Source organism: Streptomyces sp. NPDC091280 (assembly GCF_044768565.1).
Classification (GTDB): Bacteria; Actinomycetota; Actinomycetes; order Streptomycetales; family Streptomycetaceae; genus Streptomyces.
This window is the reverse complement of the sequence record NZ_JBIVUZ010000007.1, coordinates 474,155-498,596: the sequence shown is the minus strand read 5'-3', so window position 1 is coordinate 498,596 and position 24,442 is coordinate 474,155. Positions and strand designations below refer to the sequence as shown.

The window sequence follows — 24,442 nt, the reverse complement described above, 5'->3', positions numbered from 1 at the left end:
TTACCTTCTCGCTCTGAGAGAGTGCAATTCTCAATGACGAGAGGAAGTTCCTGTCGTGCGAACTGTCCCCGCTGAACTGGTCAGGCGCTACGAGGCGGAGGGGTGGTGGACCGGGGAGACGATCGGTGACCTGCTCGCGCGGGGACTGGAGGCCGCCCCGGGAACCGCGTTCCGGGTGCACTCGGCGGTACGGCCCTGGGAAGGCACCTTCGCCGAGGTCGAGCTGACGGCCCGCAGGCTGGCCGCCGGACTGCGCGAGCGGGGCGTGGGCCCCGGCGACGCGGTGGCGCTGCAACTGCCCAACTGGATGGAGGCCGCCGCCGTCTTCTGGGCCTCGGCGTTCCTCGGCGCGGTCGTGGTGCCGATCGTCCACTTCTACGGACGCAAGGAGGTCGGCTACATCCTGGACACGGTCGATCCCAAGGTCTTCGTGACGGCCGACCGGTTCGGGCATCTGCGCCACGACCCCGAACTCAGCGCGAAGATCCCCGTGGTCGGCGTCGTCGGGCGGGACTTCGAGGACCTGCTCGCCGACGGACCGCTGGCCGGCGTCCTGCCCGCCGACCCGTCCGGACCCGTGCTGATCGCCTTCACCTCCGGAACGACCCGGGATCCCAAGGGAGTCGTGCACAGCCACCGCACCCTGGGCTTCGAGACCCGCCAGCTGGCCGGCCGCTACCCGCCCGACCGCGGCGACCAGCTCACCTCCGCGCCGGTCGGTCACTTCATCGGCATGGTGAACGCCTTCCTGATCCCCGTCCTCGACGGCAGTCCGGTCAACCTCGCCGACACCTGGGACCCGGGCCGGGCCCTGGAGCTGATGGCCCGCGACGGACTCACGGTCGGCGGCGGCGCGGCCTACTACATGACGAGCCTGCTCGACCACCCCGACTTCACGCCCGCCCACCTCCGGCACATGAAGTACGCGGGCCTCGGCGGCGCGGCCGTCCCCAACGCGGTCACCAGACGCCTCGCGGACTTCGGCATCACGGTCTTCCGCGCCTACGGCAGCACCGAGCACCCCTCGATCACCGCCTCCAGCCACACCGCGCCCGAGGCCAAGCGGCTCTACACCGACGGGGACGCGCTGACCGGAGTGGAGATCCGGCTCGCCGAGGACGGCGAGATCCTCAGCCGCGGCCCCGACCTCTGCCTCGGCTACACCGACGACGCCCTCACCGAGCGCGCCTTCGACGCCGACGGCTGGTACCGCACCGGCGACATCGGCGTGCTCGACGAGGACGGCTATCTCACCATCACCGACCGCAAGGCGGACATCATCATCCGGGGCGGCGAGAACATCGGCGCGCTGGAGGTGGAGGAGGTCCTCCTCGCCCTGCCGGCCGTCGCCGAGGCCGCCGTCGTGGCGGCGCCGGACGCCCGCCTGGGCGAGCACGCGGCGGCCGTCGTACGACTGCGCCCCGGGCACCCCGAGCCCGGACTCGACGACCTGCGCGCCCACTTCGCGGCGGCGGGCCTGGCCCGGCAGAAGTGGCCCGAGGAACTGCACGTCGTCGACGACTTCCCGCGCACCGCAAGCGGCAAGGTCCAGAAGTTCGTTCTCCGCAAGGATATTGCCGCGCATCAAGAGTGAGAATAGGATTCTCGCAATCTGCGAAGGAGGATCTCATGCCATCGCGTGTGCCGCCGTATCCGCTGTTCGACGCGGACAACCACCTGTACGAGACCGAGGACGCGCTCACCCGGTACCTGCCCAAGCAGTACGCGGGCGCCATCCAGTACGTGCAGGTCAAGGGGCGTACGAAGATCGCCATCCGCGGTCAGATCAGCGACTACATCCCCAACCCCACCTTCGAGGTCGTCGCCCGTCCCGGCGCCTGGGAGGACTACTTCCGCGAGGGCAACCCGGAGGGCAAGTCCCACCGGGAGCTGTTCGGCGAGCCGATGCGGTCGATCCCCGCGTTCCGCGAGCCGGGACCGCGCCTGGAACTCATGGACGACCTGGGCATCCAGCAGACCCTGATGTTCCCGACCCTCGCCAGCCTGGTTGAGGAACGCATGCGGGACGACCCGGAGCTGATCCACGTCGTCGTGCACGCCCTGAACCAGTGGCTGCACGAGACCTGGCAGTTCAACTACAAGGACCGCATCTTCACCACCCCGGTGATCAGCCTGCCGATCCTCGACAAGGCCATCGCCGAACTGGAGTGGTGCCTGGAGCGCGGAGCACGGGCCATCCTCGTCCGGCCCGCCCCGGTCCCCGGCTACGGCGGCTCGCGGTCCTTCGCGCTGCCGGAGTTCGACCCCTTCTGGAAGCGGGTCGAGGAGGCGGGCGTACTGGTCGCCATGCACTCCTCCGACAGCGGCTACTCCCGCTACTCCAGCGACTGGGAGGGCAAGAGCCAGGAGATGACGCCGTTCCAGGCGCAGGTCTTCCGGATGATGTCCGAGTGGCGCCCGGTCACCGACGCCGTGGCCTCCTGGGTGTGCCACGGAGCCCTGTTCCGCTTCCCGGAACTGAAGGTCTCCGTCATCGAGAACGGCTCCTCCTGGCTGCTCCCGCTGCTCGACCAGCTGGCGAGCACCTACAAGAAGCAGCCCAGGGGCTTCCTCGGCGACCCGGTGGAAGAGGTCAGGAACCGCATCCACATCAGCCCGTTCTGGGAGGAGGACATGGCCGCCCTCTCCGAGGTCGTCGGGGTGGAGCGGGTCCTGTTCGGGTCCGACTACCCCCACCCCGAGGGACTGGCCGACCCGGTCTCCTACATCGACGCCCTCCAGGGCATGAAGCAGGCCGACCAGGCCAAGATCATGGGCGGCAACCTCGCCCGTCTGATCGGCGTATGACCTGGGAGAGCATCCCGCAGATGGTACTGAGCGCGGCCGACCGCTTCGGTGACGCCGAAGCCGTGGTGGACGGCCCGCTGCGCCTCACGTTCGGCGAGCTGGTCGAACGGGTGCGTGTGGCTGCGGGAGCGTTCGCGTCGGCCGGGGTGGAGCAGGGCGACCGGGTCGCCATCTGGGCGCCCAACTCCGCCGAGTGGATCGTCGCCGCCTTCGGTCTGATGACCGCGGGCGGTGTGGTGGTGCCGGTCAACACCCGCTTCAAGGCCGACGAGGCGCACGACATCATCGTGCGCAGCGGCGCGAAGGCCCTCCTCGTCCAGGAGGGCTTCCTCGGCCTGGACTTCAAGGCGCCGCCCGGCGTGCCGGTCATCGACCTCAAGTCCGGCTTCCTGGCGAGCGGTTCACCCTTCGAGCGCAAGGTGACCGGCGACCAGGTCAGCGACATCGTCTTCACCTCGGGCACCACCGGCCGCCCCAAGGGCGTCCTGATGACCCACGCCCAGACACTCCGCCTGTACGCGGAGTGGTGCGACCTCGCCGGGGTCAGGGAGGGCGACCGCTATCTGATCGTCAACCCGTTCTTCCACATCTTCGGCTTCAAGGCGGGCATGGTCGCGTCGCTCATCCGCGGCATGACCATCCTGCCCGTACCGGTCTTCGACGTGGACCACGTCCTCGACCTGGTCGAGCGCGAGCGGGTGACGGTCCTGCCCGGCCCGCCCACGCTCTACCACTCCCTGCTCAACGACCGCGGCTCAAGGGACCTGTCCTCGCTGCGCGTCGCGGTGACCGGGGCGGCCGACATCCCCGTCGAACTCGTCCGCCGGGTGATGACCGAACTGCCCTTCACCTCGATCATGACGGGCTACGGCCTGACCGAGGCGGGCACCGCGACCGCCACCCGCCCCGGCGACTCCTTCGAGGACATCGCCACCACCGTCGGCACCCCCTGCGACGGCGTCGAGGTCCGCATCGCCGACGACGGCGAGGTGCTGGTCCGCGGCTACAGCGTGATGCGCGGCTACTTCAACGACCCCGAGGCGACCGCCCAGGCCATCGACCAGGACGGCTGGTTGCACACCGGCGACCTCGGCACGCTCGACGAGCGCGGCTATCTGCGGATCGTCGGCCGCAAGAAGGACATGTTCATCGTCGGCGGCTTCAACGCCTACCCGGCCGAGATCGAGGGCTTCCTGATGGAACACCCGGCGGTCGCCCAGGCCGCCGTGATCGGCGTCCCCGACGAACGGCTGGGACAGGTCGGCAAGGCCTTCGTCGTCCTCCGACAGCCGCTGGGCGCCGACGAGTTGATCGAGTGGAGCCGGCGCCGGATGGCCGGGTTCAAGGTGCCCCGGACCGTGGAGTTCCTGACGGAACTGCCGCTGAACGCCACCGGAAAGGTGATGAAGGACCTCCTGCGATGACGCCTCCCACACCGCCCCAGGGCGACGCCCAGGTCCGGACCGCGTCCGGCCTGCCCCTCAAACCGGTCTACGGCCCCGACGACGTCGGGGCGAAGCCGCCCGCGCCGGGCGACTTCCCCTTCACCCGCGGCAACTACGCCACCGGCTACCGGGGACGGCTGTGGACCCTGCGCCAGTACTCCGGCTTCGGCACCGCCGAGTCCTCCAACCGCCGCTACCACTACCTCCTCCAACAGGGCGGCACCGGCCTCTCGGTGGCCCTCGACCTGCCCACCCAGTGCGGCTACGACTCCGACGACCCCGAAGTGGGCGAGGAGGTCGGCCGGGTCGGCGTCGCCGTCGACACCCTCGCCGACGCCGAAGTCCTCTTCGAGGGCATCCCGTTGGACCGGATCAGCACCAGCTTCACCATCAACGGCACCGCCGCGATCCTGCTCGCCTTCTACGTCGCCGCCGCCGAACGGGCGGGCGTGCCACGGGCGAAACTCACCGGCACGATCCAGAACGACATCCTCAAGGAGTACGCCTCCAGGGGCACTTGGATCTGGCCCGCCGACCCCTCCCTCCGCCTGATCGCCGACACCATCGAGTTCTGCGCCGCCGAAGTCCCGCGCTTCAACGCCATCTCGGTCGCCGGCTCGCACTTCCGCGACGCGGGCGCCAACGCCGTCCAAGAGATGGCGTTCACGCTCGCCGACGGGGTCACGTACTGCGACACGGTGCTCGCCCGGGGCCGGATGACGATCGACCAGTTCGCCCCGCAGGTCTCCTTCTTCTTCTACACGCACGGCGACTTCTTCGAGGAGATCGCCAAGTACCGCGCCGGACGCAGGCGTTGGGCGACCATCGTGCGCGAGCGGTACGGCGCCGACAGCGACAAGGCGGCCATGTTCCGCTTCGGCTGCGTCGCCGGAGGCGCCTCCCTCTACGCACCCCAGGCCCAGAACAACACCGTCCGCGTGGCCTACGAAGCCCTCGCCTCGGTCCTCGGCGGAGTCCAGTCGATGTTCACCGCCGCCTGGGACGAGCCCTTCGCGCTGCCCAGCGAGGAGTCGGCGACACTCGCGCTGCGCACCCAGCAGATCCTCGCCCACGAGACGGGAGTCGCCAGGGTCGCCGACCCGCTCGGCGGCTCGTACTTCGTCGAGGCGCTCACCGACGCCACCGAGGCGCGCATCGTCGAGATCATGGAGGACCTGGAGCGGTACGGGGGCATGGTCCGGGCCATCGAGGACGGCTATCTCCAGACCCTCATCGCCGACGAGGCCTACCAGACGCACCGCGAGGTCGAGGCGGGCACCCGGCCGGTGGTCGGCGTCAACCGCTTCGTCTCCGACGAACCGCCGCCCGACCTCGCCACCTACGAACTCGACGCGGAGGGCCGCGACCGGCAGCTCAAGCGCCTCGCCGACGTCAAGGCCACCCGCGACGCGGCCCTCGTCCGCACCCGCCTGACCGAACTGGCCCGCGCCGCGGAAGGCACCGACAACCTCATGCCCGTCCTGATCGACTGCGCCAACGCCTACTGCACGGTGGGCGAGATGGTCGCCGCGCTCAAGGCGGTCTGGGGCGAGTTCCAGCAGCCGGTGGTGTACTGATGAACTCCCGTGTACTGGTGGCCAAACCGGGCCTCGACGGACACGACCGCGGAGCCAAGATCGTCGCCAGGACCCTGCGCGACGCGGGCTTCGAGGTGATCTTCACCGGGATCCGGCAGCGCGTCGACGACATCGTGGCCGTCGCCGTCCAGGAGGACGTGGCCGTCGTCGGACTCAGCATCCTCTCCGGCGCGCACCTGGCCCTCACCACCCGCGTGATCGAGGCACTGCGCGCCACGGGCGCCGAGGACATCGCCGTCGTGGTGGGCGGCACCATCCCACCGGCCGACGTACCGAAACTGCTGTCGGCCGGAGCCGCCGCCGTGTTCCCCACGGGCACACCGCTCGACGCCCTCGTCACCGGGATGCGCGCCCTGACATCCGTCACCTCGCCATGACCCGGCGGCAACCCGAAAACCTGGAGGCAGCGTGCGCATCGGAGTGATGATCGGGCCCGAGCGCGGGGACCCGGTCCGCAAGGTCACGCGCATGATCGACGACGTGACATGGGCCGAGAAGGCCGGCTTCGACACCGTGTGGGTGCCGCAGATCCCCACCGACTTCGACGCCCTCACCGCGGTCGCGCTGATGGGCGCGCGCACCGAGCGGATCGAACTGGGCACCGCTGTCGTGCCGTTGCAGGCCCAGCACCCCATCGCGCTGGCCCGGCAGGCCATGTCGGCCCAGGCCGCGGCCGGCGGCCGGCTCGCGCTCGGCCTCGGACCGTCCCACCACTGGATCGTCCGGGACATGCTCGGGCTGCCCTACGAGAAACCGGCCGCGCTCACCCGCGACCATCTCGACGTCCTGGACGCCGCCTTCGCCGCGACGGGCGGCGTCGACGTCGAGAACGACTCCTTCACCGTCCACAACCCGCTCACCCTCACCCCCGTCTCCCGGCTCCCGGTCCTGCTCGCGGCCCTCGGCCCGGTCATGCTGCGGCTCGCCGGGGAACGGGCCGACGGAACCGTGCTGTGGATGGCCGACGAACGCGCCGTCGCCGAACACGTCGTGCCCCGCATCACCAAGGCCGCCGAGAGCGCCGGCCGTCCGGCACCCCGGATCGTCGCGGGTATCCCGGTCTGCCTGTGCGGCCCCGATCAGGTGGAGGAGGCCCGCGAGCGCGCCAACCGCATCCTCGGCGAGGCGGAGATCTCGCCCAACTACCAGCGCCTGCTGGACTACGGCGACGCCCGCGACATCGGCGACCTGTGCGCGGCCGGCGACGAGAAGGCCATCGCCGCCCGCTTCAAACGGTTCGCGGACGCCGGGGTCACCGACCTGTCCGTACGGCTGCTGCCCATCGGCGACACCCGCGAGGAACTGGTCGCCTCCAAGTACCGCACCCGCGACATGCTCGCCGCCCTCGCCGCGGACCTGCGATGACCGCCGGACCGCTGGACGGCATCCGCGTCCTGGAGGTAGGCCACATGCTGGCCGGCCCCTACGCCACGATGATGCTCGCCGACCTCGGCGCCGAGGTCACCAAGATCGAGCCGCCCGGCGGGGACATCTCGCGCCAGGTGAGCGACGCCTACTTCGCCAGCCTCAACCGCGGCAAACGCAGCGTCCGCCTCGACCTCACGACCGCCGATGGACAGGCCGCACTCGGTGAACTCGTCAGCGGCGCGCACGCGTTGCTCGTCAACCTCAAGCCGTCGGCGATCCACCGGCTGGGCCTGACGTACGACGTGCTGCGGAAGTGGAACGAGCGGATCGTGTGCGTCGCGCTCACCGGGTACGGACTGGCGGCCGGCGACGAACCCGCCTTCGACTACGTGGTGCAGGCGGCCACCGGCGTCGCGGCCCTCACCGGCGACCCGGACGGTCCGCCCACCCTCCCCGGCTACTCCTCCGCCGACAACTCCTCAGGCCTGACGGCCGCGTTGGGGCTGCTCGCGCACATCATCTCCGGGCGCGGCGGCCAAGTGGAGGTGTCCCTGCGGGATGTGATGCTGTCCCAGCTCAACTACCGCGCCTCCGCCTACCTCAACGAAGGGGCCGAACCGCGCCGACTGCCGCTCGGCGCCCACTCCTTCTACGTACCGGCCCAGCTCTTCCCCACGGCCGAGGGCTACTTGGCGCTGTTCATCACCCACGACGGCTTCTGGAAGTCCTTCTCCGCCGAGGCGGGCCTCCAGGGATTTCCCACCATGGCCGAACGGGCGGAGCGCCGTGCGGACGTGCTCGCCGCCGTCACCGCCGCCCTGGCCGCCGACACGGCCGCCAACTGGGAGGCGCGGCTGCGTCCCCTCGGGGTACCGGCCGCCGCCGTACGGACGCTGCCGCAGGCGCTGGCGGCCACCCCGGAGGCCGTGGTGCGGGCCGGGGACTTCCGGCTGGTGCGCAGCCCGGTCCGGGTGGCCGGGTACGAGCCCGAGTACGGGCCGCCGCCGCGCCTCGGCGAGCACGACGTCTCCGGGGCGGTGGGGGAGTCATGAGGGCCGAGGACCAGTTCCATCTCGGGCTCGTCGTCGAGGACTTCGAGGCGACCCTGGCCGAACTCACGGCCGCCTTCGGGTACGAGTGGTGCGCCGAGATCGGAGGCGCGGTGCCGCTGACGCTGCCGACCGGGAACGCCGTGCTCGACATCAGCTGCGCCTACTCCCGGACCCTCCCGCGACTGGAGATCGTCCGCCGGATACCGGGCACCCTGTGGGAGCCGGTGGCCGGCGGCGTGCACCACGTCGGCTACTGGTCGGACGACGTGGACGAGGACACCGCCGAACTCACCCGTCAGGGCTTCGTGATCGAGGCGCGCCGGGCCGGGTCCGGCGGCGCGCCCTTCGCCTTCCTGCGCGGTCCGAGCGGTCTGCTCGTGGAACTTGTGGACCGGGTGGCCCGGCCGGGACTGGAGAGGTACTGGACGCACACAGGAGGCACCGCATGACGACCGTGGGCATCGCCACCGGGGCCGGGCGCGGGATGGGACTCGCCTGCGCCCGGCGTCTGACCGACCTGGTGGACACGCTGCTGCTGGTGGACCGGGACGAAGCGGCGGTGACCGCCGCGGCGAAGGAACTGTCCGCCGCGGACGGGGAGGTGCGGGTCGAACCCTTCGTCCTCGACGTCACCGACCCGGCCGGACTCGCCCGACTCGCCGCCCGCACAGCCGACTTGGGTACCCTCAGGGCCGTTTCCCACGCCGCCGGGATCTCGCCCACGATGGCCGACTGGCGGCGCGTCCTCGACGTCGACCTGGTCGGCACCGCCCGTCTTGCACAGGCCCTGCGCCCGCTCGCCACCGAGGGAACGGCACTGGTGTGCTTCGCCTCGATGGCCCCGCTGCTCGGCGACCTGGAGCCCGATCCCGCCGTCGCGGCGCTCCTCGACGACCCGCTCCAGGACGGCTTCCCCGACCGGCTCCGGGACGCGCTCGGACCCGCCGTCGAGAACACCGGGCTCGCCTACGCGTGGGCCAAGCACGGAGTGCACCGGTTCGTACGGCGGGAGGCGGTGCGGCTCGGGCCGTACGGCGCCCGTGCCTGTTCCGTCTCGCCGGGGGTCATCGACACCCCGCAGGGGCGGCAGGAGGCCTCGGCCCAGCCCGCCATGGCCGCGCTGGTGGAACGGACGCCGCTCGGCCGGACGGGACGCGCCGAGGAGGTCGCGGCGGCGGTGGCGTTCCTGCTGTCGGACGAGGCCGCCTTCATCTCCGGGATCGACGTCCTCGTCGACGGCGGGGTGTGCGCGGCGGTCCGCTGACACCCTGCCCCGACCCGCCGCGTCAGCGCCGACGCCCGCTGCGGCGGGCGGACCAGCCGGTCCCGAGGCCGGCCGAGTGCGCGGCGAGGAAGGCCAGCCCGAGGAGCATGAGGCTCGTCGGGGTGAAGACCAACTGGGTCGACGTCTCGGTGACCCGGATCAGGAAGGCGATGACGAAGAGCGCGGCAGCCGCGAAGGCAAGCATCTGAGAACCCCTAGGAATGGACGACGAGCCACCGGTGACCCCGGCGGCTCGTCGTTCCATGTGCCCCCGACACGGCCGATCAGTCGTGCCCGGCACGCACCGCGCGTCCGGGCCCGACCGCCCTTTCAGACCAGGGACTCCGAGCGCTGGACGGTACCGGTGAGGCCGGTGGCGTCCTGGCCCGCCAGCAGGACCGCGGCCCGCGCCATCGCCTCCGGCGGCTCCACCATCTCCGGCGGGATGTCCCGGCCCCCGGAGCCCGCCTGCCATCCCTCCGTCAGCACCACCCGCGACGGAGCGAGGCAGTTGACCGCGATGTTGTCCTTCCGCAGGTCGGCGGCGAGCCCCAGATAGAGGCGCTCGACCGCCGCCTTGGACACCCAGTACGCGTTGGCGCCCCGGTCCGTCATGCCGACCCCGCCGGTCGTCACGGCCACCAACGACCCACCGCCGCGCGCCCGTACGTGCGGAATCACCGCCTTCGTCACCAGGAACACCCCGGTCAGATTGACGTCCAGACACAGCTGCCAGCGCTTGAGCGGGGTCGACTCGACCGGGCCGAGCCACAGCACCCCGGCGTTGGCGACGAGGATGTCGATCCCGCCGAACTCCGCGACCGCGGCGGCGACGGCCGAGTCGACCGACGCCTCGTCGCTCACATCGCAGGGCACCGGCAGCGCCCGCCCGCCGGCCGCCGTGATCCGGTCCGCGACCGAGTGGATCGTGCCGGGCAGCCGGCCCTCCCGCTCGGAGCGCGCGGCGACCGCGACCGAGGCGCCCGCCTCGGCGAGCGCCAGCGCGACCGTACGGCCGATGCCCCGGCTGGCGCCCGCGACGAAGGCGACCTTGCCCTTCAACGAGCCGTCCACGCCCGCGAGTTCACCCACGCCGGTCACTTCGGCGGGAACCGGAGGGCGCCGTCGAGCCGGACGACCTCGCCGTTGAGATAGTCGTTCTCGACGATGTGCTGCACCAGGCCCGCGTACTCGGCCGGCAGCCCCATGCGCTTCGGGTACGGGATCTGCGGCCCCCAGTAGGCCTCCAACTGGTCGCCCGCCTTGCCGTAGGCCGGTGTGTTGAAGGTGCCCGGCGCGATCGTGACGACCCGGATGCCGAGCGGGGAGAGGTCGCGCGCGGCGACGAGGGTCATGCTGACGACCCCGCCCTTGGCCGCGGCGTAGGGGAGTTGGCCGATCTGCCCCTCGTACGCGGCGATCGACGCCGTGCTGACGATGACACCTCGGCCGCCGTCCCGCGGCTCCTGGCGGGCCATCGCGGCGGCGGCCAGGCGCAGCACGTTGAACACACCGGTCAGGTACACGTCGATCGTCTTGCGGAAACCCGCGAGGTCCAGGGGGGAGCCGTCCTTGCCGACCAGCCGGCCGCCGCTCGCCGGGCCGCCGTGCGCGTCCACCGAGATCCTGAGCGGTCCCGCCGACTCGGCCTCGGCCAGCGCCGCCTGGACGTCGTCCTCGACGGTGGCGTCGGTGCGCACATAGCGCACCCCCAGCTCCTGCTCCAGGGCCTTGCCCTTCTCGTCGGCCAGATCGGCCACGACGACCTTCGCTCCCGCCGCGTGCAGGCGACGGACGGTGGCCTCGCCCAGGCCACCCGCTCCGCCGACGACGACCGCGGAGCTCCCACTGATCTGCATCAAGGATTTCCTCTCTTGCGAACAGCGCTCTAGTGAGAAGAGAATAGCATTCTCATGAACATAACCATGATTCTGGAGATGGTGGCCTCGGGCGGCGACCGACTCGTGGTCACGGCGAACGGCCGCTCGCTGACCGCCTCGGAACTGCTCGCCCGTGCCCGTACCGCCGCGCACCGCTTCCGAGGGGTCCCGGCCGTGCTCTATCTGAGCCCCAGTCACCTCGCCTACCCGGTGGCCCTGTTCGGCGCCGCCCTGGCGGGGATCCCGTTCATCCCCCTCAACTACCGCCTCGGCGGACATCAGTTGGACCGCCTCCTGGCCCGCCATCCCGGTGCCCTCGTGCTGCGCCCGGCCGACCTCGACGCCCTGCTGAGCGCCGAAGAGGACGCCGCCGTAACGGAGTTGCCCGAGGCCCAGGACCAGGACCACGACGCGGTCGCGGTGGTCCTCTACACCAGCGGCACGACCGCCGAGCCCAAGGCGGCCCTGCTGCGCCACCGCCACCTGATGGCCTACGTGCTCAACACCCAGGAGTTCGGCTCCGCCGACGAGGACGACGCGGCACTGGTGGCCGTACCGCCGTACCACGTGGCCGGGTTGATGAACCTGCTGACGAACCTCTACTCGGGCCGCCGCCTCGTGTACCTCTCCGCCTTCGACGCGGGGGAGTGGCTGGCGACCGCGCGCCGCGAGCGCGTCACGCACGCGCTCGTCGTCCCCACCATGCTGGCCCGCATAGTCGCCGAGGTCCCGGCGGACGACGCCGGCACACCCACCCTCCGCAGCCTGGCCTACGGCGGTGCCAGGACCCCGCGCCCCGTGGTGGAACGGGCGCTGCGGATCTTCCCCGAAACCGGGTTCGTGAACGCCTACGGCCTGACCGAGACGGCCTCCTCGGTCGCGGTGCTCGGGCCCGACGACCACCGCGCGGCACTGGCGGCGGCCGACCCGGCCGTACGGGACCGGCTCGGTTCCGTCGGGCGGCCGTTGCCCGGAGTGGAGATCGAGATCCGCGATGCCGACGGACGACCGGCCGGTGCCGGGGACACCGGGCTGGTCTTCGTGCGCGGCGAGCAGATCTCCGGCGAGTACGGCGGACGCAGCGCACTCGACGCGGCGGGCTGGTTCCCCACCCGGGACCGGGGCCGGCTGGACGCCGACGGCTACCTCTTCATCGAGGGCCGCGCCGACGACACCATCATCCGGGGCGGCGAGAACATCGCTCCCGCGGAGATCGAGGACGTCCTCGTCGCCCACCCAGGGATCGTGGAGGCCGCGGTGATCGGCGTGCCCGACCCCGAGTGGGGGCAGCGGATCGTGGCCGTCGTGGTCGGCGAGGGCGACCCGGCGGAGGTCCGCCAGTGGGTCAGGGACCGGCTGCGCTCCTCCAAGACCCCCGACACGATCGTGTTCCGCGCCGAACTGCCCAAGACCGAGACCGGAAAGCTGCTGCGCCGCACCCTGCTGGCCGAGTTGGAGACCACCCATGCCTGAAGCAGTCCTCGTGTCCGCCCTGCGTACCCCCGTCGGCACCGCCGTCAAGGGCACCCTCCGCGACACCACCGCGTTCGACCTGGCCCACCACATCGTCGCCGCCGCCGCGGCGGGGCTCGACCCGGACGCCGTCGACGACGTGATCCTCGGCGAGGGCCTGTACGGCGGCGGGGTCGTGGCCCGGCACGCGGCACTGACCGTCGGACTCACCGCCGTACCCGGTCTCGCCCACAACCGGCACTGCGCCGCCGGTCTCGCGGCCGTGCAGAGCGCGGCGGGCAGCATCCGCGCGGGCATGGACGAACTCGTCGTCGCCGGCGGCGTCAACTCGGCCTCCACCTCCCCGAAGCAGCGGTTCCGGGTGGACGGGGAGTGGGTCGAGCCGTGGAGCCCGCCCACGCACCCCGACCGCCCCGACGCGCCCAACCTCGACATGTCGATCACGGTCGGCTGGAACACCGCCGTACGAGCGGGCCTGAGCCGCGCCGACATGGATGCCTGGGCGCTGCGCTCGCACCGGAACGCGATCCGCGCGATCGACGAAGGCCGTTTCGACGCCGAGCTGGTGCCCATCGACACACCGCACGGCCTGTTCTCCGTCGACGAACACCCCCGCCGCACCACGAGCCTGGAGAAGCTGGCCTCGCTCAAGCCGCTGCACCCCGAGATAGACGGCTTCTCCATCACGGCGGGCAACGCCGGCGGCGCCAACGACGGTGCCGCGGCGCTGGTGGTGGCCAGCGACCGGCTCGGTCTGCCCGCGCTCGCCGTCGTGCGCTCCTGGGCCTCGGTCGGCGCCGACCCCGCCGAGACGGGCCTCACCCCTGTGAAGGTCATCCCCAAAGCCCTTGCCCGCGCGGGACTTTCGACGTCCGACGTCGACCTCTTCGAGATCAACGAGGCCTTCGCCGCCGTACCCGTCGCCGCGGTGAAACTCCTCGGGCTCGACCCCGACCGGGTGAACGTCAACGGCAGCGGCTGCTCCCTCGGCCACCCGGTCGCCGCGACCGGCGCCCGGATGCTGGTCACGCTGGTGCACGAACTGCGCCGCCGGGGCGGTGGCATCGGCGTCGCCGCGATGTGCGCGGGCGGCGGCATGGGCTCGGCCACGGTCATCGAGGTGCCCGCGCCGTAGCGCCCCGGTACCCGGACGCCGTGCGGACGTACGCCGTACGGACGGACAGCCGACGCGATGGATCCGATGGAGGGGAATTCCGTGGTGAGTCTGAAGGACAAGGTCGTGCTCGTCGCCGGCGCGGCCACCGGGCTGGGCGCCGCGTCCGCCCGGCGGCTGGCGGACGCGGGCGCCAGGGTGGTCGTCGCCGACCTGGACCCGGACGGCGCGCGGGCGACCGCCTCGGCCATCGGTGCCGCCGGCGGCGAGGCGGTCGCGGCGGGCTTCGACATCGCCGACGAGACCTCGGTCGGCGACCTCGTGCGGACCACCGTGCGGACGTACGGCGGTCTGGACGCCGTGCACGTCAACGCGGGCGACATGGGCGCGGTCTCCAAGGACACCGACGTCGTCGACATGGACCTCGCGGTCTGGGACCGGACCTTCGCCGTCAATCTGCGGGGCCACATGCTCGTCACCCGGTACGCGGTGCCCGAACTCCTCGCCAGGGGCGGCGGCGCGATCGTCTACACCTCGTCCATCGCCGCCTTCACCGGCGAGGCAGCGCGTCCCGCCTACTCGGCGACCAAGGCGGGCATCAACGCCCTCGCCCGCCATGTCGCCTCCCGCTGGGGCAGGGAGGGCATCCGCGCCAACGCCGTCGCGCCGGGCCTGATCCTGACGCCCGCCATCCAGGAGGGCGCCGAACCGGCCCTCCTGGAGAGCCTGCTCTCCCGCACCCGCAGCACCCGGCACGGCCGCGCCGACGACATCGCCGCCATGGTGGTCCACCTCGTGTCCGACGCGGGAGAGTGGATCAACGGGCAGGTCATCAACGTCGACGGCGGCACGGTGATGCGCTGAAGTCCCTTACGGGGAAGGGCTGTCAGGCGGCGTCGCGGAACCGCAGCAGGGCCTCCTGCGCGAACGAGGCGACCAGGGAGCCCCGCGCGGTGAGGACGTCGCCGCGGCCGTAGCAGCGGCCGTGGGCGAGCAGCGGGCTCTGCTGGCGCAGGAGCAGCCAGTCGTCCGTCGTGAACGGGCGGTGGAACCACACCGTGTGCGCGGTCACGGCGGACGAGAACGCCGTCCCCGAGTCGCGCTGGGTGACCCCTTCCAGGGGGCGCAGCGCCGTGCCGATCAGGCTCAGATCGCTCGCGTACGCCGTCAGCGCCGGGGCGAGTTCCGGGGCGACGGCCGGGGTGCGCATCCACAGGTCGTACTCGGGCGGCTCCGACTTCGGCGAGTCCACATCCGCGATGGCCCGGGTGTCCCACGGGAGCAGCGAGAGGTCCACGTCGTGCTCGGCCCTCGGCACCGGCGGCATCGGGAAGGCGAGTTGCTGGTCGGGACCCTCCTCGTGCGCGTGCAGCGACACGGCCGCCACGGCCGCGACCCCCTGCGTCTGACGCGCCACCACCGTCAACGTGGCGAAGGAGCCGCCCTCATGATGGCGCGTCACCTCGTAGCGCACCGGCTCCTGCGGCCGTCCCGCCCGCGCGAACTGCACATGCAGGCTCTTGACCGCCTTGCCGGGGCAGGCCAGTTGGGCGGCCCGGACGCTCTGCGCGAGCAACTGGCCGCCGAAGATCCGGTGATAGCCGAGTTGTTGGTTGCCGCCCTCGAAGACGTCACCGGGCCGGGCGTCGAGGTCCAGGCAGGAGAGCAGGTCGCTCCACAGATCGGTCACTGATGTCACTCCTCGGGTCGGTCAGAGGTGGACGAGCCGGGGCGCGGACCGTCCGGTCCGCAGCAGCGCGCCCGCCTCGCGCGTCAACTCGCGTGCGCTGCCCAGCAGTCCGTCCAGCACCATGGCCCGCCGTACATGGCGGTGCAGTTCGTGCTCGGCGGTGAATCCGATGCCGCCCAGGACCTGCTGGCAGTGCCGGGCCGCCGTCAGCGCCGCCTGCCCGGTCGCGGCCTTGGCCAGTAGGGCGCCCAGTTCGTCGGTGCCGGCCACGAGGGTGGCCTCGGCGCCGTCGAGCGCCACCAGGGTCTCGGCGAGCCGGTGCCGCACGGCCTGGAAGGAGGCCAGCGGGCGGCCGAACTGGGTCCGGTCCACGGCGTGTTGGCGGGCCAGCGCGAGCATGGCGCGGCCGGTCCCGAGCAGCCACCAGCCCAGCGCCACCCGCCCGGCGGCGAGCGGGACGGGGGCCCCGGCGGGCACGGGACGCAGGGGCAGCTCGGCGTCCAGGGCAGCCCCCGCCACACGGTCCTGGCGCTCCCAGAGGACCCACGTACCGCCGGTGTACGGCAGCGGGAGCGTGCCGCCCACCGGACGGCCCGCCGCACTCAGCAGGACGTCGTTGAGGAGCGGTGCCTGGGCGCCCGTCTCGCCGAGCAGGCGGAAGGCGAGCGGTACGGCGGTGTCCGGCTGCTCGGCGAGCAGTTCGGCCCAGCCCAGGTCGGCCAGGGCCGCGTCCAGCGTCTGCCCCGACGCGGCCGTCATCGTCTTGCGGAGCGTCTCGGCGAGCAGGTCCCGTTCGGCCGCGTCCACGGCTACTCCCTCCCCAGGTCGAGCAGTCGGCGCGCGATGATGTTCCGCTGGATCTCGGCCGTACCGCCGTAGATGGTCGCCGCCTTCGCGTACAGGTACTCCGAGCGCCACGGCGTGTCCGTCAACTCCAGTACGCCGGGCAGCAGATCGCGCACCGTCTCGAAGAGGCGCTGCTCGGCGGTGGCCAGCAGCACCTTGTCGACCGAGGTCTCCGCGCCCAGGTGCCGGCCCTCGGCCAGGCGTCGCTGGGTGGCGTGGGAGCGGCAGCGGACGGTGTGCAACGCCAGGTAGGCGGCGCCGAGTTCGGCGTCGTCCGGGACGCTGGTCTCGGCCAGCAGGCGGTCGAGTCGCGTGTAGAGATGGGCGATCCGGTGCCAGAAGCAGGTGGAGCGCTCGTGCGGCAGCAGGTCCATCGCGAGCCGCCAGCCGTCGCCGGGGCGGCCGAGCATCCGCTCGGCGGGCACGGCCACGTCGTCGAAGAACACCTCGGCGAACTCGTCCACGCCGTGCATCGTGCGCAGCGGCCGGACGGTGATGCCGGGGGTGTCCATGTCGACGAAGAACGCGGTGATGCCGTTGTGGCCCGGCGCGGTGCGGGTCAACAGGACGCAGCGGGCCGCGAATTGAGCCAGGCTCGTCCACACCTTCTGGCCGCTGATCACCCAGTGGTCGCCCTGCGGGACCGCCCGTGTGGTGAGGGAGGCGAGGTCGCTGCCGGAGCCCGGTTCGGAGAAGCCCTGGCACCACTGCTCCCGGCCGCCGAGCAGACGCGGGACCATCTCGGCGGCGAGCGCGGGAGGGGCGTAGGAGATCATCGTCGGGGCGAGGACCTCGATCATCGAGTAGATGCCCGGCTCGGCCAGCTGCCTGGTGGCGACCTCCTCGCCGAGCACCGCTCTCAGCACCGCGGGCCCGCCGAGCCCCCTCACCTCGGCGGGCCAGCCGTACCGCATCCAGTCCGCGTCGTACAACGCCCGGCGGACCCGGGCGAGTTGGGCGACCTGGGCGTCCAGGGAGTGGTCCGGGCCGGGGGACAGGTCGTGCTCGTCCAGCCAGCCGCGCAGGTCCGAGCGGAAGTCGGCGGCGTTCGAGTAGCCGGGTGGCGAGGGGGTGTTCATGTTCCCGGACGCTGATAGGCGTGCGGGCGGCCCGAGTCGTGCGCTCCGCTGCGGCGGATGAACGTCATCGCGCGGGTGCGCAGCCGCCATCCCTCGTCGGTGCGGACGTAGGTGTCGTTGTAGTAGCCGATCCGCATGTCGTGCGTGGCGTGGTCGACGAAGCACAGCGGCTGGGTGCCGGTGGCCGTGTCGCCGGACAGGTCGACGGCCGGCGTGCCCGTGAGGAACAGCCCCTTGGGGGCGGCGGCCACCAGCGCGGGGAACTCGTCGAGGCCGTAGGAGTCCCCGAAGGCGCTGTAGGTGCCGTCGGGTGTGAAGACCGCCAGCACTCCGTCCAGGTCGCCGCGGGTGATGCACACCGCGTAGCGGGCCAGGAGCTGCTGGATCTCCATGAGGTCGTCGGTCGGACCGGGCGGAAGAGCCGGGACAGGCAAGGAGGACAAGGACTTTCCACCCTTCACCATGAGCGAGAATGGCATTCTCTCAGATGAGTGGCAGATTTCCATGCTGCGTGAGCCGTCGTCAACAGTCTCTGTCTGAATGGTTGATTCTCCGTAGATGAGAAGCTAGTTTCCAGCGATGGAGAGGGGAGATCCGACGCGATGGACCAGTTCCTCACCTTCGGAATCGTCGGCCTGAGCACGGCCGCGATCTATGCCGTCATCGGCAGTGGGCTCGTGCTCACCTACACCACCACCGGTGTGTTCAACTTCGCGCACGGCGCGGCCGGCATGCTGTCCGCGTTCATGTACTGGCAGCTGACCGTCGGCTGGGGCTGGCCCGTTCCGGTCGCCCTGGCCGTGGTGCTGCTCGTGCTCGCCCCGGGCTTCGGGCTGCTCGTCGAGCGCTTCGTGCTGCGTCCCGTCCAGGCCCTCGGCGAAGCCGAACGCCTGGTCATGACCGTCGCGCTGCTCAGCGGACTGATCGCGGCGGCGCGCTGGATCTGGGACCCGAACGTGGCCCGCCCGCTGCCGATGTTCTTCGCCGACCGCAAGCCCTTCCACCTCGGGCCGGCCGTCATCACCTGGCACCAGGCGATCACCATGGCGGTGGCCGTCGCCGTCGCGATCGGCCTGCGTGTGCTGCTCTACCGCACCCGCGCCGGAGCCGAGATGCGCGCGGCCGTCGACGACCGGGCCCTCGTCGGCCTCACCGGCGCCGACCCGGTCCGCGCGGGCCGGGTCTCCTGGATCCTGGGCACCCAACTGGCCGCGATCGGCGGCATCCTCATCGCGCCGACCGTCACCCTCGACGCCGCCCAGCTCTCCCTGCTGATCGTCAGCGCCTACACCGCAGCGGTCTTCGGCAGACTCCGCAGCCTGCCGCTCACCTTCCTCGGCGCCGTCGTCGTCGGCTGCATGGAGAGCTATCTGACCGGCTACCTCCCGCAGAACCAATACCTCCCCGGCCTGCGGCTCGCCGCCCCCGCCCTCCTGCTCTTCCTCGCCCTGCTGGTGTTCCCGCACCGGCGCCTGCGCGGCCGGGAACGGCGGCTCGCCCGGGTACCCGTGCCGAGCGCGCGCGGCACCCTGGTGTTCGCGGCGGCCGTCGTCGCCTTCGGCGCGATCCTGGCCTCCCTCCTGGGAGAGGCCGACCTCATCACCTACGGCGCGATCTTCTCGCTGGGCGTGGTGGCCCTCTCCTACGTGCCGCTCACCGGCTACGCCGGACAGGTCTCCCTGTGCCAGCTCAGCATGGCCGGCATCGGCGCGGTCGTCTGGGGACACCTCGGCGCCCACGGCCAACTGTGGGCACTGGGCGCCGCGATCCTCGTCTCGGCGGCGGCGGGAGCACTGGTCGCACTGCCCGCGCTGCGCCTCTCCGGCGTGTATCTGGCCCTGGGCACCGCCGCGTTCGCCGTCATCCTCGACCGCTGGATCTTCACCATCCCGGCCTTCCACGTCCTCGGCCTGCGGATCGCCCTGTTCGACCAGGGCTCGGTGGACATCTCGGGACCCCACCTCCTGGGCCTACGGCTGGACAGCGGACGGGACTCGATGGTGTTCGCCGCCGTCTGCCTCGCCCTCGCCTCCATCGGGGTGGCCGCCCTGCGCCGCAGCCGCTTCGGCCGACGGCTGATCGCCCTGCGCGACAGCGAGGCCGCGTACGCCACCCTCGGCGGCAACCTCCTGGTCGCGAAGGTCGCGGTGTTCGCCCTGGCCTCGGGCATCGCCGGGCTCGGCGGGGCGCTGTACGGAATGCAGCAACGCACCGTCACCGCCGACCAGTTCAGCCTCATCGCGGGACTGCCGATCTTCCTGGTCGCCGTGGTCGGCGGACTCGGCGCGGTCGGCAACGGCCTCTTCGCCGGCACCGCCTTCGCCGGCCCCACCAACGCCCTGATCGCCGTCGCCCCCGGCACCGCGAACCTGGTCGCCCTGCTCCCCGGGCTGGCCGGTATCGGACTCGGCCACAACCCCGACGGCATCGTCTCCCGCTTCCGCCGCCAGTGGGAGCCCCTGGCCCGCGACCGCATCGCCCTGCCGGCACTGCTCTGCGCCCTCGCCCTGGCCTGGGCGCTGCGCTTCGGCGGGGTGATCAACGACTGGACGTACTACGGCGGTTCACTCCTGCTCGCCGTGGCGCTGCGCACCTGGGCCGACGCCCGGCAGAGCGCTCCGGCCGAGCCGGAGATCCCCGTCGAGTGGTGGGGCGTGCGGCGTGCGTGGCGCCCCGAGGACAAGGAGGTGCTGGCCCGTGGCGTCACTGCAGGTTAGTGGAGTGACCGTGTCCTTCGGCGGCAACCGTGCCCTCGACGGGGTCGCGCTGACCGCCGAGGCGGGCCGGGTCACCGGGCTCATCGGCCCCAACGGGGCAGGGAAGAGCACCCTGTTCGACGTCGCCTCGGGACTGCGCAGGCCCTCCTCCGGACAGGTCCGCCTCGACGGCCGGGACGTCACCCGGTCCCGGCCCTCCGCGCGCGCCCGGCACGGACTCGCCCGCACCTTCCAACGCCTGGAACTCTTCGGCCGGTTGAGCGTGCGCGACAACCTCCTCGTCGCCGCCGAACTGGGCCCCGAACGCCGTCGCGCCGACCGGGTCGTCAGCGAGATCCTGCACCGCCTCGATCTCACCGGCATCGCGGACACCTCACCCGACGCCCTCCCCACCGGAGTCGGCCGCCTGGTCGAGGTCGGCCGGGCGCTCGCGATCCGTCCGAAGGTGCTCCTCCTCGACGAACCCGCCGCCGGACAGGACGCCGAGGAGACCGAACGCTTCGCGCAGCTCCTGCGCGCCCTCACCGAGGACGGCACCGCCGTCGTCCTCGTCGAGCACGACATGAGCCTGGTGATGGCCGTCTGCGACGAGGTGTACGTCCTCGACCTCGGCAAGATCATCGCCGTGGGACCGCCCGAAGTGATCCGCAGCGACGAAACGGTACTCGCCGCCTATCTGGGGGACGCGTGAGCGCACTTCTCGAACTGCGCGGCATCCGCGCCGCCCATGAACGCATCACCGTCCTGCACGGCGTCGACCTCGACGTCGCCGCCGGACAGGTGGTCGCGCTGCTCGGGCCGAACGGCGCCGGAAAGACCACCACGTTGCGCGTCGCCGCCGGGGTCCACCCCGCCGAATCGGGCCAACTCGTCCTCGGCGGAAGGGACATGACCGGCGCCGACCCCCGCGACCTGGCCCGCGCCGGAGTCTGCCTCATCCCCGAAGGACGAGGCGTCTTCCCGAACCTGTCCGTCCGCGACAACCTCCTCATGATGACCTTCACCGGCCGCGGCCGGGAGGAGATCGAGGAGATCGCGTTCGCCCGCTTCCCCGTCCTGGCCCGGCGCGCCGGGCAGGCGGCGGGCACCCTCTCCGGGGGCGAGCAGCAGATGCTCGCCCTCGCCCGCGGCCTCGCCACCGACCCTGCCGTCCTGCTGCTCGACGAACTCTCCATGGGACTGGCCCCGTTGATCGTCGGCCGCCTCTACGAACAGGTCGCCGAGATCGCCCGGCAGGGCGTGGCGGTCCTGGTGGTCGAGCAGTTCGCCGCCGCGGTCCTCGACATCTGCGACCACGCCGCCGTCCTCGTACGCGGCCGGGTCGAACGGCAGGGCCACCCCGACGGCGGCCTGCGCGCCGAACTGTCCGCTCTCTACCTGGGGAGTTCCACATGACGTCCACCGAGACGCGAGCGGACCGCTTCGTCCGCGAACTCACCGTCCTGAAAATCCCGGACCCGGCCGCCGGAAGGGCCGCCCTCTGGCTGCGCCTGGGCGCCGCCCTGATGACGATCGGCGTCGTCCTCGGCGTGTGCGCCTACTTCATCTCGCACAACACCAGCGACCCGCTCGTGCAGAACGACGCGCTCACCCTGGGCCTCGCCGCGGTCGCCGGCAGCGTCGTCGGCTCCGCCCTCTTCCTGCGGTACTCGCTCACCGGCTTCCTGCGGTACTGGATGGCACGCCAGTCCTACGACGTGGAACTCCTCGCCGACCGCCTGCTCGAAAGGGAACTCCGCCATGACCCCACCGGCACCGACGCCGCGCCCCGGTGACCAACTCGCCAGCACCGTCTGCGGCACCCGCGTGGTCGTCATCCGCGCCCCCGCCGACACGCACCCGCGACTGACCTGCGGCGGCAGCCCGTTGGTGCCCGCGGCCGACGCGCCCGCGGCGCGGCCCGGACCGGCCGGCACCACCACCCTCATCGGCAAGCGGTACGTCGACGCCACCGGGACGCTCGAACTGCTCTGTACCGCCTCCGGAGCGGGCGAACTCACCTGTGACGGCGCCCCCATGACCCTGAAGGCCGCCAAGCCGCTGCCCGCCTCCGACTGACCGACCCACCCCCGTAAGGAGCCGTCATGGACCGCGACGACCTCATCCTCATCAGCGTCGACGACCACATCATCGAGCCGCCCGACATGTTCGTGAACCACCTCCCCGAGCGCTACAAGAAAGACGCGCCCCAACTGGTCCACCGGGACGACGGAACCGACGTGTGGCAGTTCCGCGGCACGACCATCACCAACTCGGCGCTCAACGCCGTGGCCGGCCGCCCCAAGGAGGAGTACGGCGTCGAACCGCAGGGCCTCGACGAGATCCGCCCCGGCTGTTACGACGTGCACGAACGCGTCAAGGACATGAACGCGGGCGGCATCCTCGCGCAGATGAACTTCCCCTCCTTCCCCGGCTTCTCGGCCCGGCTCTTCGCCACCGAGGACGCCGACTTCTCCCTCGCGCTGGTCCGCGCCTACAACGACTGGCACATCGACGAGTGGTGCGCCGCCTACCCGGGCCGCTTCATCCCGATGGCGCTGCCCGCGATCTGGGACGCGGAACTGTGCGCGGCCGAGGTGCGAAGGGTCGCCGAGAAGGGCGTCCACTCGCTCACCTTCACCGAGAACCCCGCCGTCCTCGGCTACCCGAGCTTCCACGACCCGTACTGGAACCCGCTGTGGCACGCGCTGTCCGACACGGACACCGTCATGTCGGTGCACATCGGCTCCTCCGGCCGGCTCGCCGTCCCGGCCGCGGACTCGCCGCCCGACGTGATGATCACGCTCCAGCCGATGAACATCGTCTCCGCCGCCGCGGACCTCCTCTGGTCACCCCCGGTCAAGGAGTTCCCGAACCTGAAGATCGCCCTCTCCGAGGGCGGAACGGGCTGGATCCCGTACTTCCTTGAGCGCCTCGACCGCACCTTCGAGATGCACTCGACCTGGACCCTCCAGGACTTCGGCGGCAAGCTGCCCTCCGAGGTCTTCCGCGAGCACTTCCTGACCTGCTTCATCACCGACAAGCTGGGCGTACGGCTGCGGCACGACATCGGCATCGACAACATCTGCTGGGAGGGCGACTACCCGCACAGCGACTCCCTGTGGCCGGACGCCCCCGAGCAGCTGCACGACGTGATGACGAGCTGCGACGTCTCCGACGAGGACACCCGGAAGATCACCTTCGAGAACGCCATGCGCTGGTACTCCTTCGACCCCTTCGCGCACATCCCGCGCGAACAGGCCACCGTGGGCGCCCTCCGCAAGGCGGCCGAGGGGCACGACGTCACCACCCGTTCGCGCAGTCACCAACTCATCGAGCCCGCCGAGAAGTTGGAGGCGTTCCGCTCCAAGGCCCGGGCGGCCGTGGCGGCGGCCCGATGAGCGACCTGGTCCTGACGGAACGGGTCGGCGCCGTGCTGGTGGCGACCCTGAACCGTCCCGAGGCCCGCAACGCCATGAGCCCGGAGCTGATCGACGACCTGTCGGACGTGCTGCGCGAGGCGGACGCCGACCCGGCGGTCCGGGCGATCGTCCTCACGGGCGCCGGAACGGTCTTCTGCTCCGGCATGGACCTCAAGGCGTTCGCGAAGGGCGGCGGCCGGTTCGACGGCCTGGTGTGGTTCTTCCGCGAGGGCATCGCCACCCCGGTGATCGCCGCCCTCAACGGCTCGGCCCTCGCCGGCGGCTTCGAACTCGCCCTGGCCTGCGACCTGGTGGTCGCCGCCGAGGACGCCAAGCTGGGCATCGCCGAGGTCAGGCGCGGCCTGTTCGCGGCCGGCGGAGGCACGACCCTCGCCGACCGGGTGCCGTTGGCCGTGGCCCTGGAGATGGGGCTGACCGGCGACCTCGTCACCGCGACGGACGCCGGCCGGTTCGGCCTGGTGAACCGGGCCGTACCGGCCGCAGAGGTGCGGGAGACGGCGCTCGCCCTGGCCGGACGCATCGCCGAGAACGGCCCGCTCGGCGTCGCGATGACCAAGAAGCTGATGCGGGAACGCCGTTGGGCCGAACCGGAAGAGGTCGAGTCGGTGTTCAGAAGCGCCGACGCGGCGGAAGGGGCGCGGGCCTTCGCCGAACGCCGTCCTCCGGTGTGGACCGGGAAGTGAGGC

26 protein-coding genes are annotated in these 24,442 nt (G+C 71.8%); 19 read left to right on the top strand and 7 right to left on the bottom strand.

Annotated elements, in window-relative coordinates; translation table 11 throughout:
* The first annotated feature begins 55 nt into the window (after positions 1-55).
* From ACIQPR_RS23420 to ACIQPR_RS23380, 9 genes are read left to right on the top strand one after another with little or no spacing between them, the layout of a single operon-like run.
* Positions 56-1,594: an AMP-binding protein gene (locus tag ACIQPR_RS23420; RefSeq protein WP_403651335.1), complete on the top strand. Its 1,539-nt coding sequence runs from the start codon at positions 56-58 to the stop codon at positions 1,592-1,594.
* Between the two features lie 35 nt (positions 1,595-1,629).
* Positions 1,630-2,808: an amidohydrolase family protein gene (locus ACIQPR_RS23415; RefSeq protein ID WP_403651333.1), complete on the top strand. Its 1,179-nt coding sequence runs from the start codon at positions 1,630-1,632 to the stop codon at positions 2,806-2,808.
* Entirely contained in the window at positions 2,805-4,232 is a 1,428-nt protein-coding gene (locus ACIQPR_RS23410; protein ID WP_403651331.1) for a FadD3 family acyl-CoA ligase, read from the top strand. Before ACIQPR_RS23415 ends, ACIQPR_RS23410 begins: the two co-directional genes overlap by 4 nt.
* Positions 4,229-5,830 (top strand): methylmalonyl-CoA mutase family protein, encoded by a 1,602-nt coding sequence (locus ACIQPR_RS23405; RefSeq protein ID WP_403651329.1) that lies wholly within the window; start codon positions 4,229-4,231, stop codon positions 5,828-5,830. Before ACIQPR_RS23410 ends, ACIQPR_RS23405 begins: the two co-directional genes overlap by 4 nt.
* Positions 5,830-6,228 (top strand): cobalamin B12-binding domain-containing protein, encoded by a 399-nt coding sequence (locus ACIQPR_RS23400; protein WP_403651327.1) that lies wholly within the window; start codon positions 5,830-5,832, stop codon positions 6,226-6,228. Before ACIQPR_RS23405 ends, ACIQPR_RS23400 begins: the two co-directional genes overlap by 1 nt.
* A 31-nt stretch (positions 6,229-6,259) precedes the next feature.
* A complete protein-coding gene (locus ACIQPR_RS23395) occupies positions 6,260-7,216 on the top strand; it encodes an LLM class F420-dependent oxidoreductase (RefSeq protein WP_403651325.1) in 957 nt (318 codons plus the stop codon).
* Positions 7,213-8,271, top strand: coding sequence for a CaiB/BaiF CoA transferase family protein (locus ACIQPR_RS23390; RefSeq protein ID WP_403651323.1), 1,059 nt, complete (start codon positions 7,213-7,215; stop codon positions 8,269-8,271). The genes ACIQPR_RS23395 and ACIQPR_RS23390 overlap by 4 nt, the downstream gene beginning before the upstream one ends.
* Positions 8,268-8,720 (top strand): VOC family protein, encoded by a 453-nt coding sequence (locus ACIQPR_RS23385; protein ID WP_403651321.1) that lies wholly within the window; start codon positions 8,268-8,270, stop codon positions 8,718-8,720. The genes ACIQPR_RS23390 and ACIQPR_RS23385 overlap by 4 nt, the downstream gene beginning before the upstream one ends.
* Positions 8,717-9,535 carry an SDR family oxidoreductase gene (locus ACIQPR_RS23380; protein WP_403651319.1) on the top strand — a complete coding sequence of 273 codons (819 nt, stop codon included), beginning with the start codon at positions 8,717-8,719 and terminating at the stop codon, positions 9,533-9,535. Before ACIQPR_RS23385 ends, ACIQPR_RS23380 begins: the two co-directional genes overlap by 4 nt.
* Before the next feature lie 22 nt (positions 9,536-9,557).
* Here the strand turns inward: ACIQPR_RS23380 and ACIQPR_RS23375 are convergent, their stop codons facing one another.
* From ACIQPR_RS23375 to ACIQPR_RS23365, 3 genes are all read right to left on the bottom strand, one after another.
* Positions 9,558-9,740 carry a hypothetical protein gene (locus ACIQPR_RS23375; protein ID WP_403651317.1) on the bottom strand — a complete coding sequence of 61 codons (183 nt, stop codon included), beginning with the start codon at positions 9,738-9,740 and terminating at the stop codon, positions 9,558-9,560.
* Between the two features lie 125 nt (positions 9,741-9,865).
* The gene (locus tag ACIQPR_RS23370) at positions 9,866-10,627 is read right to left on the bottom strand and encodes an SDR family NAD(P)-dependent oxidoreductase (protein WP_403651315.1); all 762 of its coding nucleotides are present in this window, start codon (positions 10,625-10,627) and stop codon (positions 9,866-9,868) included.
* A gap of 5 nt (positions 10,628-10,632) precedes the next feature.
* Positions 10,633-11,394, bottom strand: a complete 762-nt coding sequence (locus ACIQPR_RS23365; RefSeq protein WP_403651313.1) for an SDR family NAD(P)-dependent oxidoreductase — start codon at positions 11,392-11,394, stop codon at positions 10,633-10,635.
* A gap of 66 nt (positions 11,395-11,460) precedes the next feature.
* Between ACIQPR_RS23365 and ACIQPR_RS23360 the strand changes: the two genes are divergently transcribed.
* The 3 genes from ACIQPR_RS23360 to ACIQPR_RS23350 all read left to right on the top strand — a co-directional run bounded on the left by ACIQPR_RS23360 (position 11,461) and on the right by ACIQPR_RS23350 (position 14,866).
* Entirely contained in the window at positions 11,461-12,888 is a 1,428-nt protein-coding gene (locus tag ACIQPR_RS23360; RefSeq protein ID WP_403651311.1) for a class I adenylate-forming enzyme family protein, read from the top strand.
* Positions 12,881-14,023, top strand: coding sequence for a thiolase family protein (locus tag ACIQPR_RS23355; protein WP_403651309.1), 1,143 nt, complete (start codon positions 12,881-12,883; stop codon positions 14,021-14,023). Before ACIQPR_RS23360 ends, ACIQPR_RS23355 begins: the two co-directional genes overlap by 8 nt.
* 81 nt (positions 14,024-14,104) lie before the next feature.
* On the top strand, positions 14,105-14,866 hold the full coding sequence (locus tag ACIQPR_RS23350; protein ID WP_403651308.1) for an SDR family NAD(P)-dependent oxidoreductase: 762 nt from the start codon (positions 14,105-14,107) through the stop codon (positions 14,864-14,866).
* Between the two features lie 22 nt (positions 14,867-14,888).
* On the opposite strand, the gene ACIQPR_RS23345 is transcribed toward ACIQPR_RS23350, so the two are convergent.
* From ACIQPR_RS23345 to ACIQPR_RS23330, 4 genes are read right to left on the bottom strand one after another with little or no spacing between them, the layout of a single operon-like run.
* The gene (locus ACIQPR_RS23345) at positions 14,889-15,692 is read right to left on the bottom strand and encodes an acyl-CoA thioesterase (protein ID WP_403651306.1); all 804 of its coding nucleotides are present in this window, start codon (positions 15,690-15,692) and stop codon (positions 14,889-14,891) included.
* Between the two features lie 21 nt (positions 15,693-15,713).
* The gene (locus tag ACIQPR_RS23340; RefSeq protein WP_403651304.1) at positions 15,714-16,499 is read right to left on the bottom strand and encodes an acyl-CoA dehydrogenase family protein; all 786 of its coding nucleotides are present in this window, start codon (positions 16,497-16,499) and stop codon (positions 15,714-15,716) included.
* Positions 16,500-16,501: 2 nt separating this feature from the next.
* Positions 16,502-17,617, bottom strand: coding sequence for an acyl-CoA dehydrogenase family protein (locus tag ACIQPR_RS23335; protein WP_403651302.1), 1,116 nt, complete (start codon positions 17,615-17,617; stop codon positions 16,502-16,504).
* The gene (locus tag ACIQPR_RS23330) at positions 17,614-18,009 is read right to left on the bottom strand and encodes a nuclear transport factor 2 family protein (protein WP_200711230.1); all 396 of its coding nucleotides are present in this window, start codon (positions 18,007-18,009) and stop codon (positions 17,614-17,616) included. Before ACIQPR_RS23330 ends, ACIQPR_RS23335 begins: the two co-directional genes overlap by 4 nt.
* A gap of 210 nt (positions 18,010-18,219) precedes the next feature.
* Between ACIQPR_RS23330 and ACIQPR_RS23325 the strand changes: the two genes are divergently transcribed.
* Genes ACIQPR_RS23325 through ACIQPR_RS23295 form a run of 7 tightly spaced genes read left to right on the top strand, consistent with a single transcriptional unit; the run spans position 18,220 to position 24,439 of the window.
* Complete coding sequence (locus ACIQPR_RS23325) at positions 18,220-20,334, top strand: ABC transporter permease (RefSeq protein WP_403651300.1); 2,115 nt, start codon at positions 18,220-18,222, stop codon at positions 20,332-20,334.
* Positions 20,315-21,025, top strand: coding sequence for an ABC transporter ATP-binding protein (locus ACIQPR_RS23320; RefSeq protein ID WP_403651298.1), 711 nt, complete (start codon positions 20,315-20,317; stop codon positions 21,023-21,025). The genes ACIQPR_RS23325 and ACIQPR_RS23320 overlap by 20 nt, the downstream gene beginning before the upstream one ends.
* Positions 21,022-21,729, top strand: a complete 708-nt coding sequence (locus ACIQPR_RS23315; protein WP_403651296.1) for an ABC transporter ATP-binding protein — start codon at positions 21,022-21,024, stop codon at positions 21,727-21,729. The genes ACIQPR_RS23320 and ACIQPR_RS23315 overlap by 4 nt, the downstream gene beginning before the upstream one ends.
* A complete protein-coding gene (locus ACIQPR_RS23310) occupies positions 21,726-22,109 on the top strand; it encodes a hypothetical protein (RefSeq protein ID WP_403651294.1) in 384 nt (127 codons plus the stop codon). The genes ACIQPR_RS23315 and ACIQPR_RS23310 overlap by 4 nt, the downstream gene beginning before the upstream one ends.
* A complete protein-coding gene (locus ACIQPR_RS23305; protein WP_403651292.1) occupies positions 22,075-22,392 on the top strand; it encodes a hypothetical protein in 318 nt (105 codons plus the stop codon). The genes ACIQPR_RS23310 and ACIQPR_RS23305 overlap by 35 nt, the downstream gene beginning before the upstream one ends.
* Positions 22,393-22,418: 26 nt before the next feature.
* Positions 22,419-23,714, top strand: a complete 1,296-nt coding sequence (locus tag ACIQPR_RS23300) for an amidohydrolase family protein (RefSeq protein ID WP_403651290.1) — start codon at positions 22,419-22,421, stop codon at positions 23,712-23,714.
* The gene (locus ACIQPR_RS23295) at positions 23,711-24,439 is read left to right on the top strand and encodes an enoyl-CoA hydratase-related protein (RefSeq protein WP_403651288.1); all 729 of its coding nucleotides are present in this window, start codon (positions 23,711-23,713) and stop codon (positions 24,437-24,439) included. Before ACIQPR_RS23300 ends, ACIQPR_RS23295 begins: the two co-directional genes overlap by 4 nt.
* The last annotated feature ends 3 nt before the right edge of the window (positions 24,440-24,442 follow it).

Excerpts from the sequence above, each read along its gene's own strand:
- ACIQPR_RS23415 (WP_403651333.1), top strand. The coding sequence starts at position 1,630 with ATGCCATCGCGTGTGCCGCCGTATCCGCTGTTCGACGCGGACAACCAC.
- ACIQPR_RS23410 (WP_403651331.1), top strand. The coding sequence starts at position 2,805 with ATGACCTGGGAGAGCATCCCGCAGATGGTACTGAGCGCGGCCGACCGC.
- ACIQPR_RS23405 (WP_403651329.1), top strand. The coding sequence starts at position 4,229 with ATGACGCCTCCCACACCGCCCCAGGGCGACGCCCAGGTCCGGACCGCG.
- ACIQPR_RS23400 (WP_403651327.1), top strand. The coding sequence starts at position 5,830 with ATGAACTCCCGTGTACTGGTGGCCAAACCGGGCCTCGACGGACACGAC.
- ACIQPR_RS23390 (WP_403651323.1), top strand. The coding sequence starts at position 7,213 with ATGACCGCCGGACCGCTGGACGGCATCCGCGTCCTGGAGGTAGGCCAC.
- ACIQPR_RS23385 (WP_403651321.1), top strand. The coding sequence starts at position 8,268 with ATGAGGGCCGAGGACCAGTTCCATCTCGGGCTCGTCGTCGAGGACTTC.
- ACIQPR_RS23380 (WP_403651319.1), top strand. The coding sequence starts at position 8,717 with ATGACGACCGTGGGCATCGCCACCGGGGCCGGGCGCGGGATGGGACTC.
- ACIQPR_RS23375 (WP_403651317.1), bottom strand. The coding sequence starts at position 9,740 with ATGCTTGCCTTCGCGGCTGCCGCGCTCTTCGTCATCGCCTTCCTGATC.
- ACIQPR_RS23365 (WP_403651313.1), bottom strand. The coding sequence starts at position 11,394 with ATGCAGATCAGTGGGAGCTCCGCGGTCGTCGTCGGCGGAGCGGGTGGC.
- ACIQPR_RS23360 (WP_403651311.1), top strand. The coding sequence starts at position 11,461 with ATGATTCTGGAGATGGTGGCCTCGGGCGGCGACCGACTCGTGGTCACG.
- ACIQPR_RS23355 (WP_403651309.1), top strand. The coding sequence starts at position 12,881 with ATGCCTGAAGCAGTCCTCGTGTCCGCCCTGCGTACCCCCGTCGGCACC.
- ACIQPR_RS23335 (WP_403651302.1), bottom strand. The coding sequence starts at position 17,617 with ATGAACACCCCCTCGCCACCCGGCTACTCGAACGCCGCCGACTTCCGC.
- ACIQPR_RS23330 (WP_200711230.1), bottom strand. The coding sequence starts at position 18,009 with ATGGAGATCCAGCAGCTCCTGGCCCGCTACGCGGTGTGCATCACCCGC.
- ACIQPR_RS23325 (WP_403651300.1), top strand. The coding sequence starts at position 18,220 with ATGGACCAGTTCCTCACCTTCGGAATCGTCGGCCTGAGCACGGCCGCG.
- ACIQPR_RS23310 (WP_403651294.1), top strand. The coding sequence starts at position 21,726 with ATGACGTCCACCGAGACGCGAGCGGACCGCTTCGTCCGCGAACTCACC.
- ACIQPR_RS23305 (WP_403651292.1), top strand. The coding sequence starts at position 22,075 with ATGACCCCACCGGCACCGACGCCGCGCCCCGGTGACCAACTCGCCAGC.
- ACIQPR_RS23300 (WP_403651290.1), top strand. The coding sequence starts at position 22,419 with ATGGACCGCGACGACCTCATCCTCATCAGCGTCGACGACCACATCATC.
- ACIQPR_RS23295 (WP_403651288.1), top strand. The coding sequence starts at position 23,711 with ATGAGCGACCTGGTCCTGACGGAACGGGTCGGCGCCGTGCTGGTGGCG.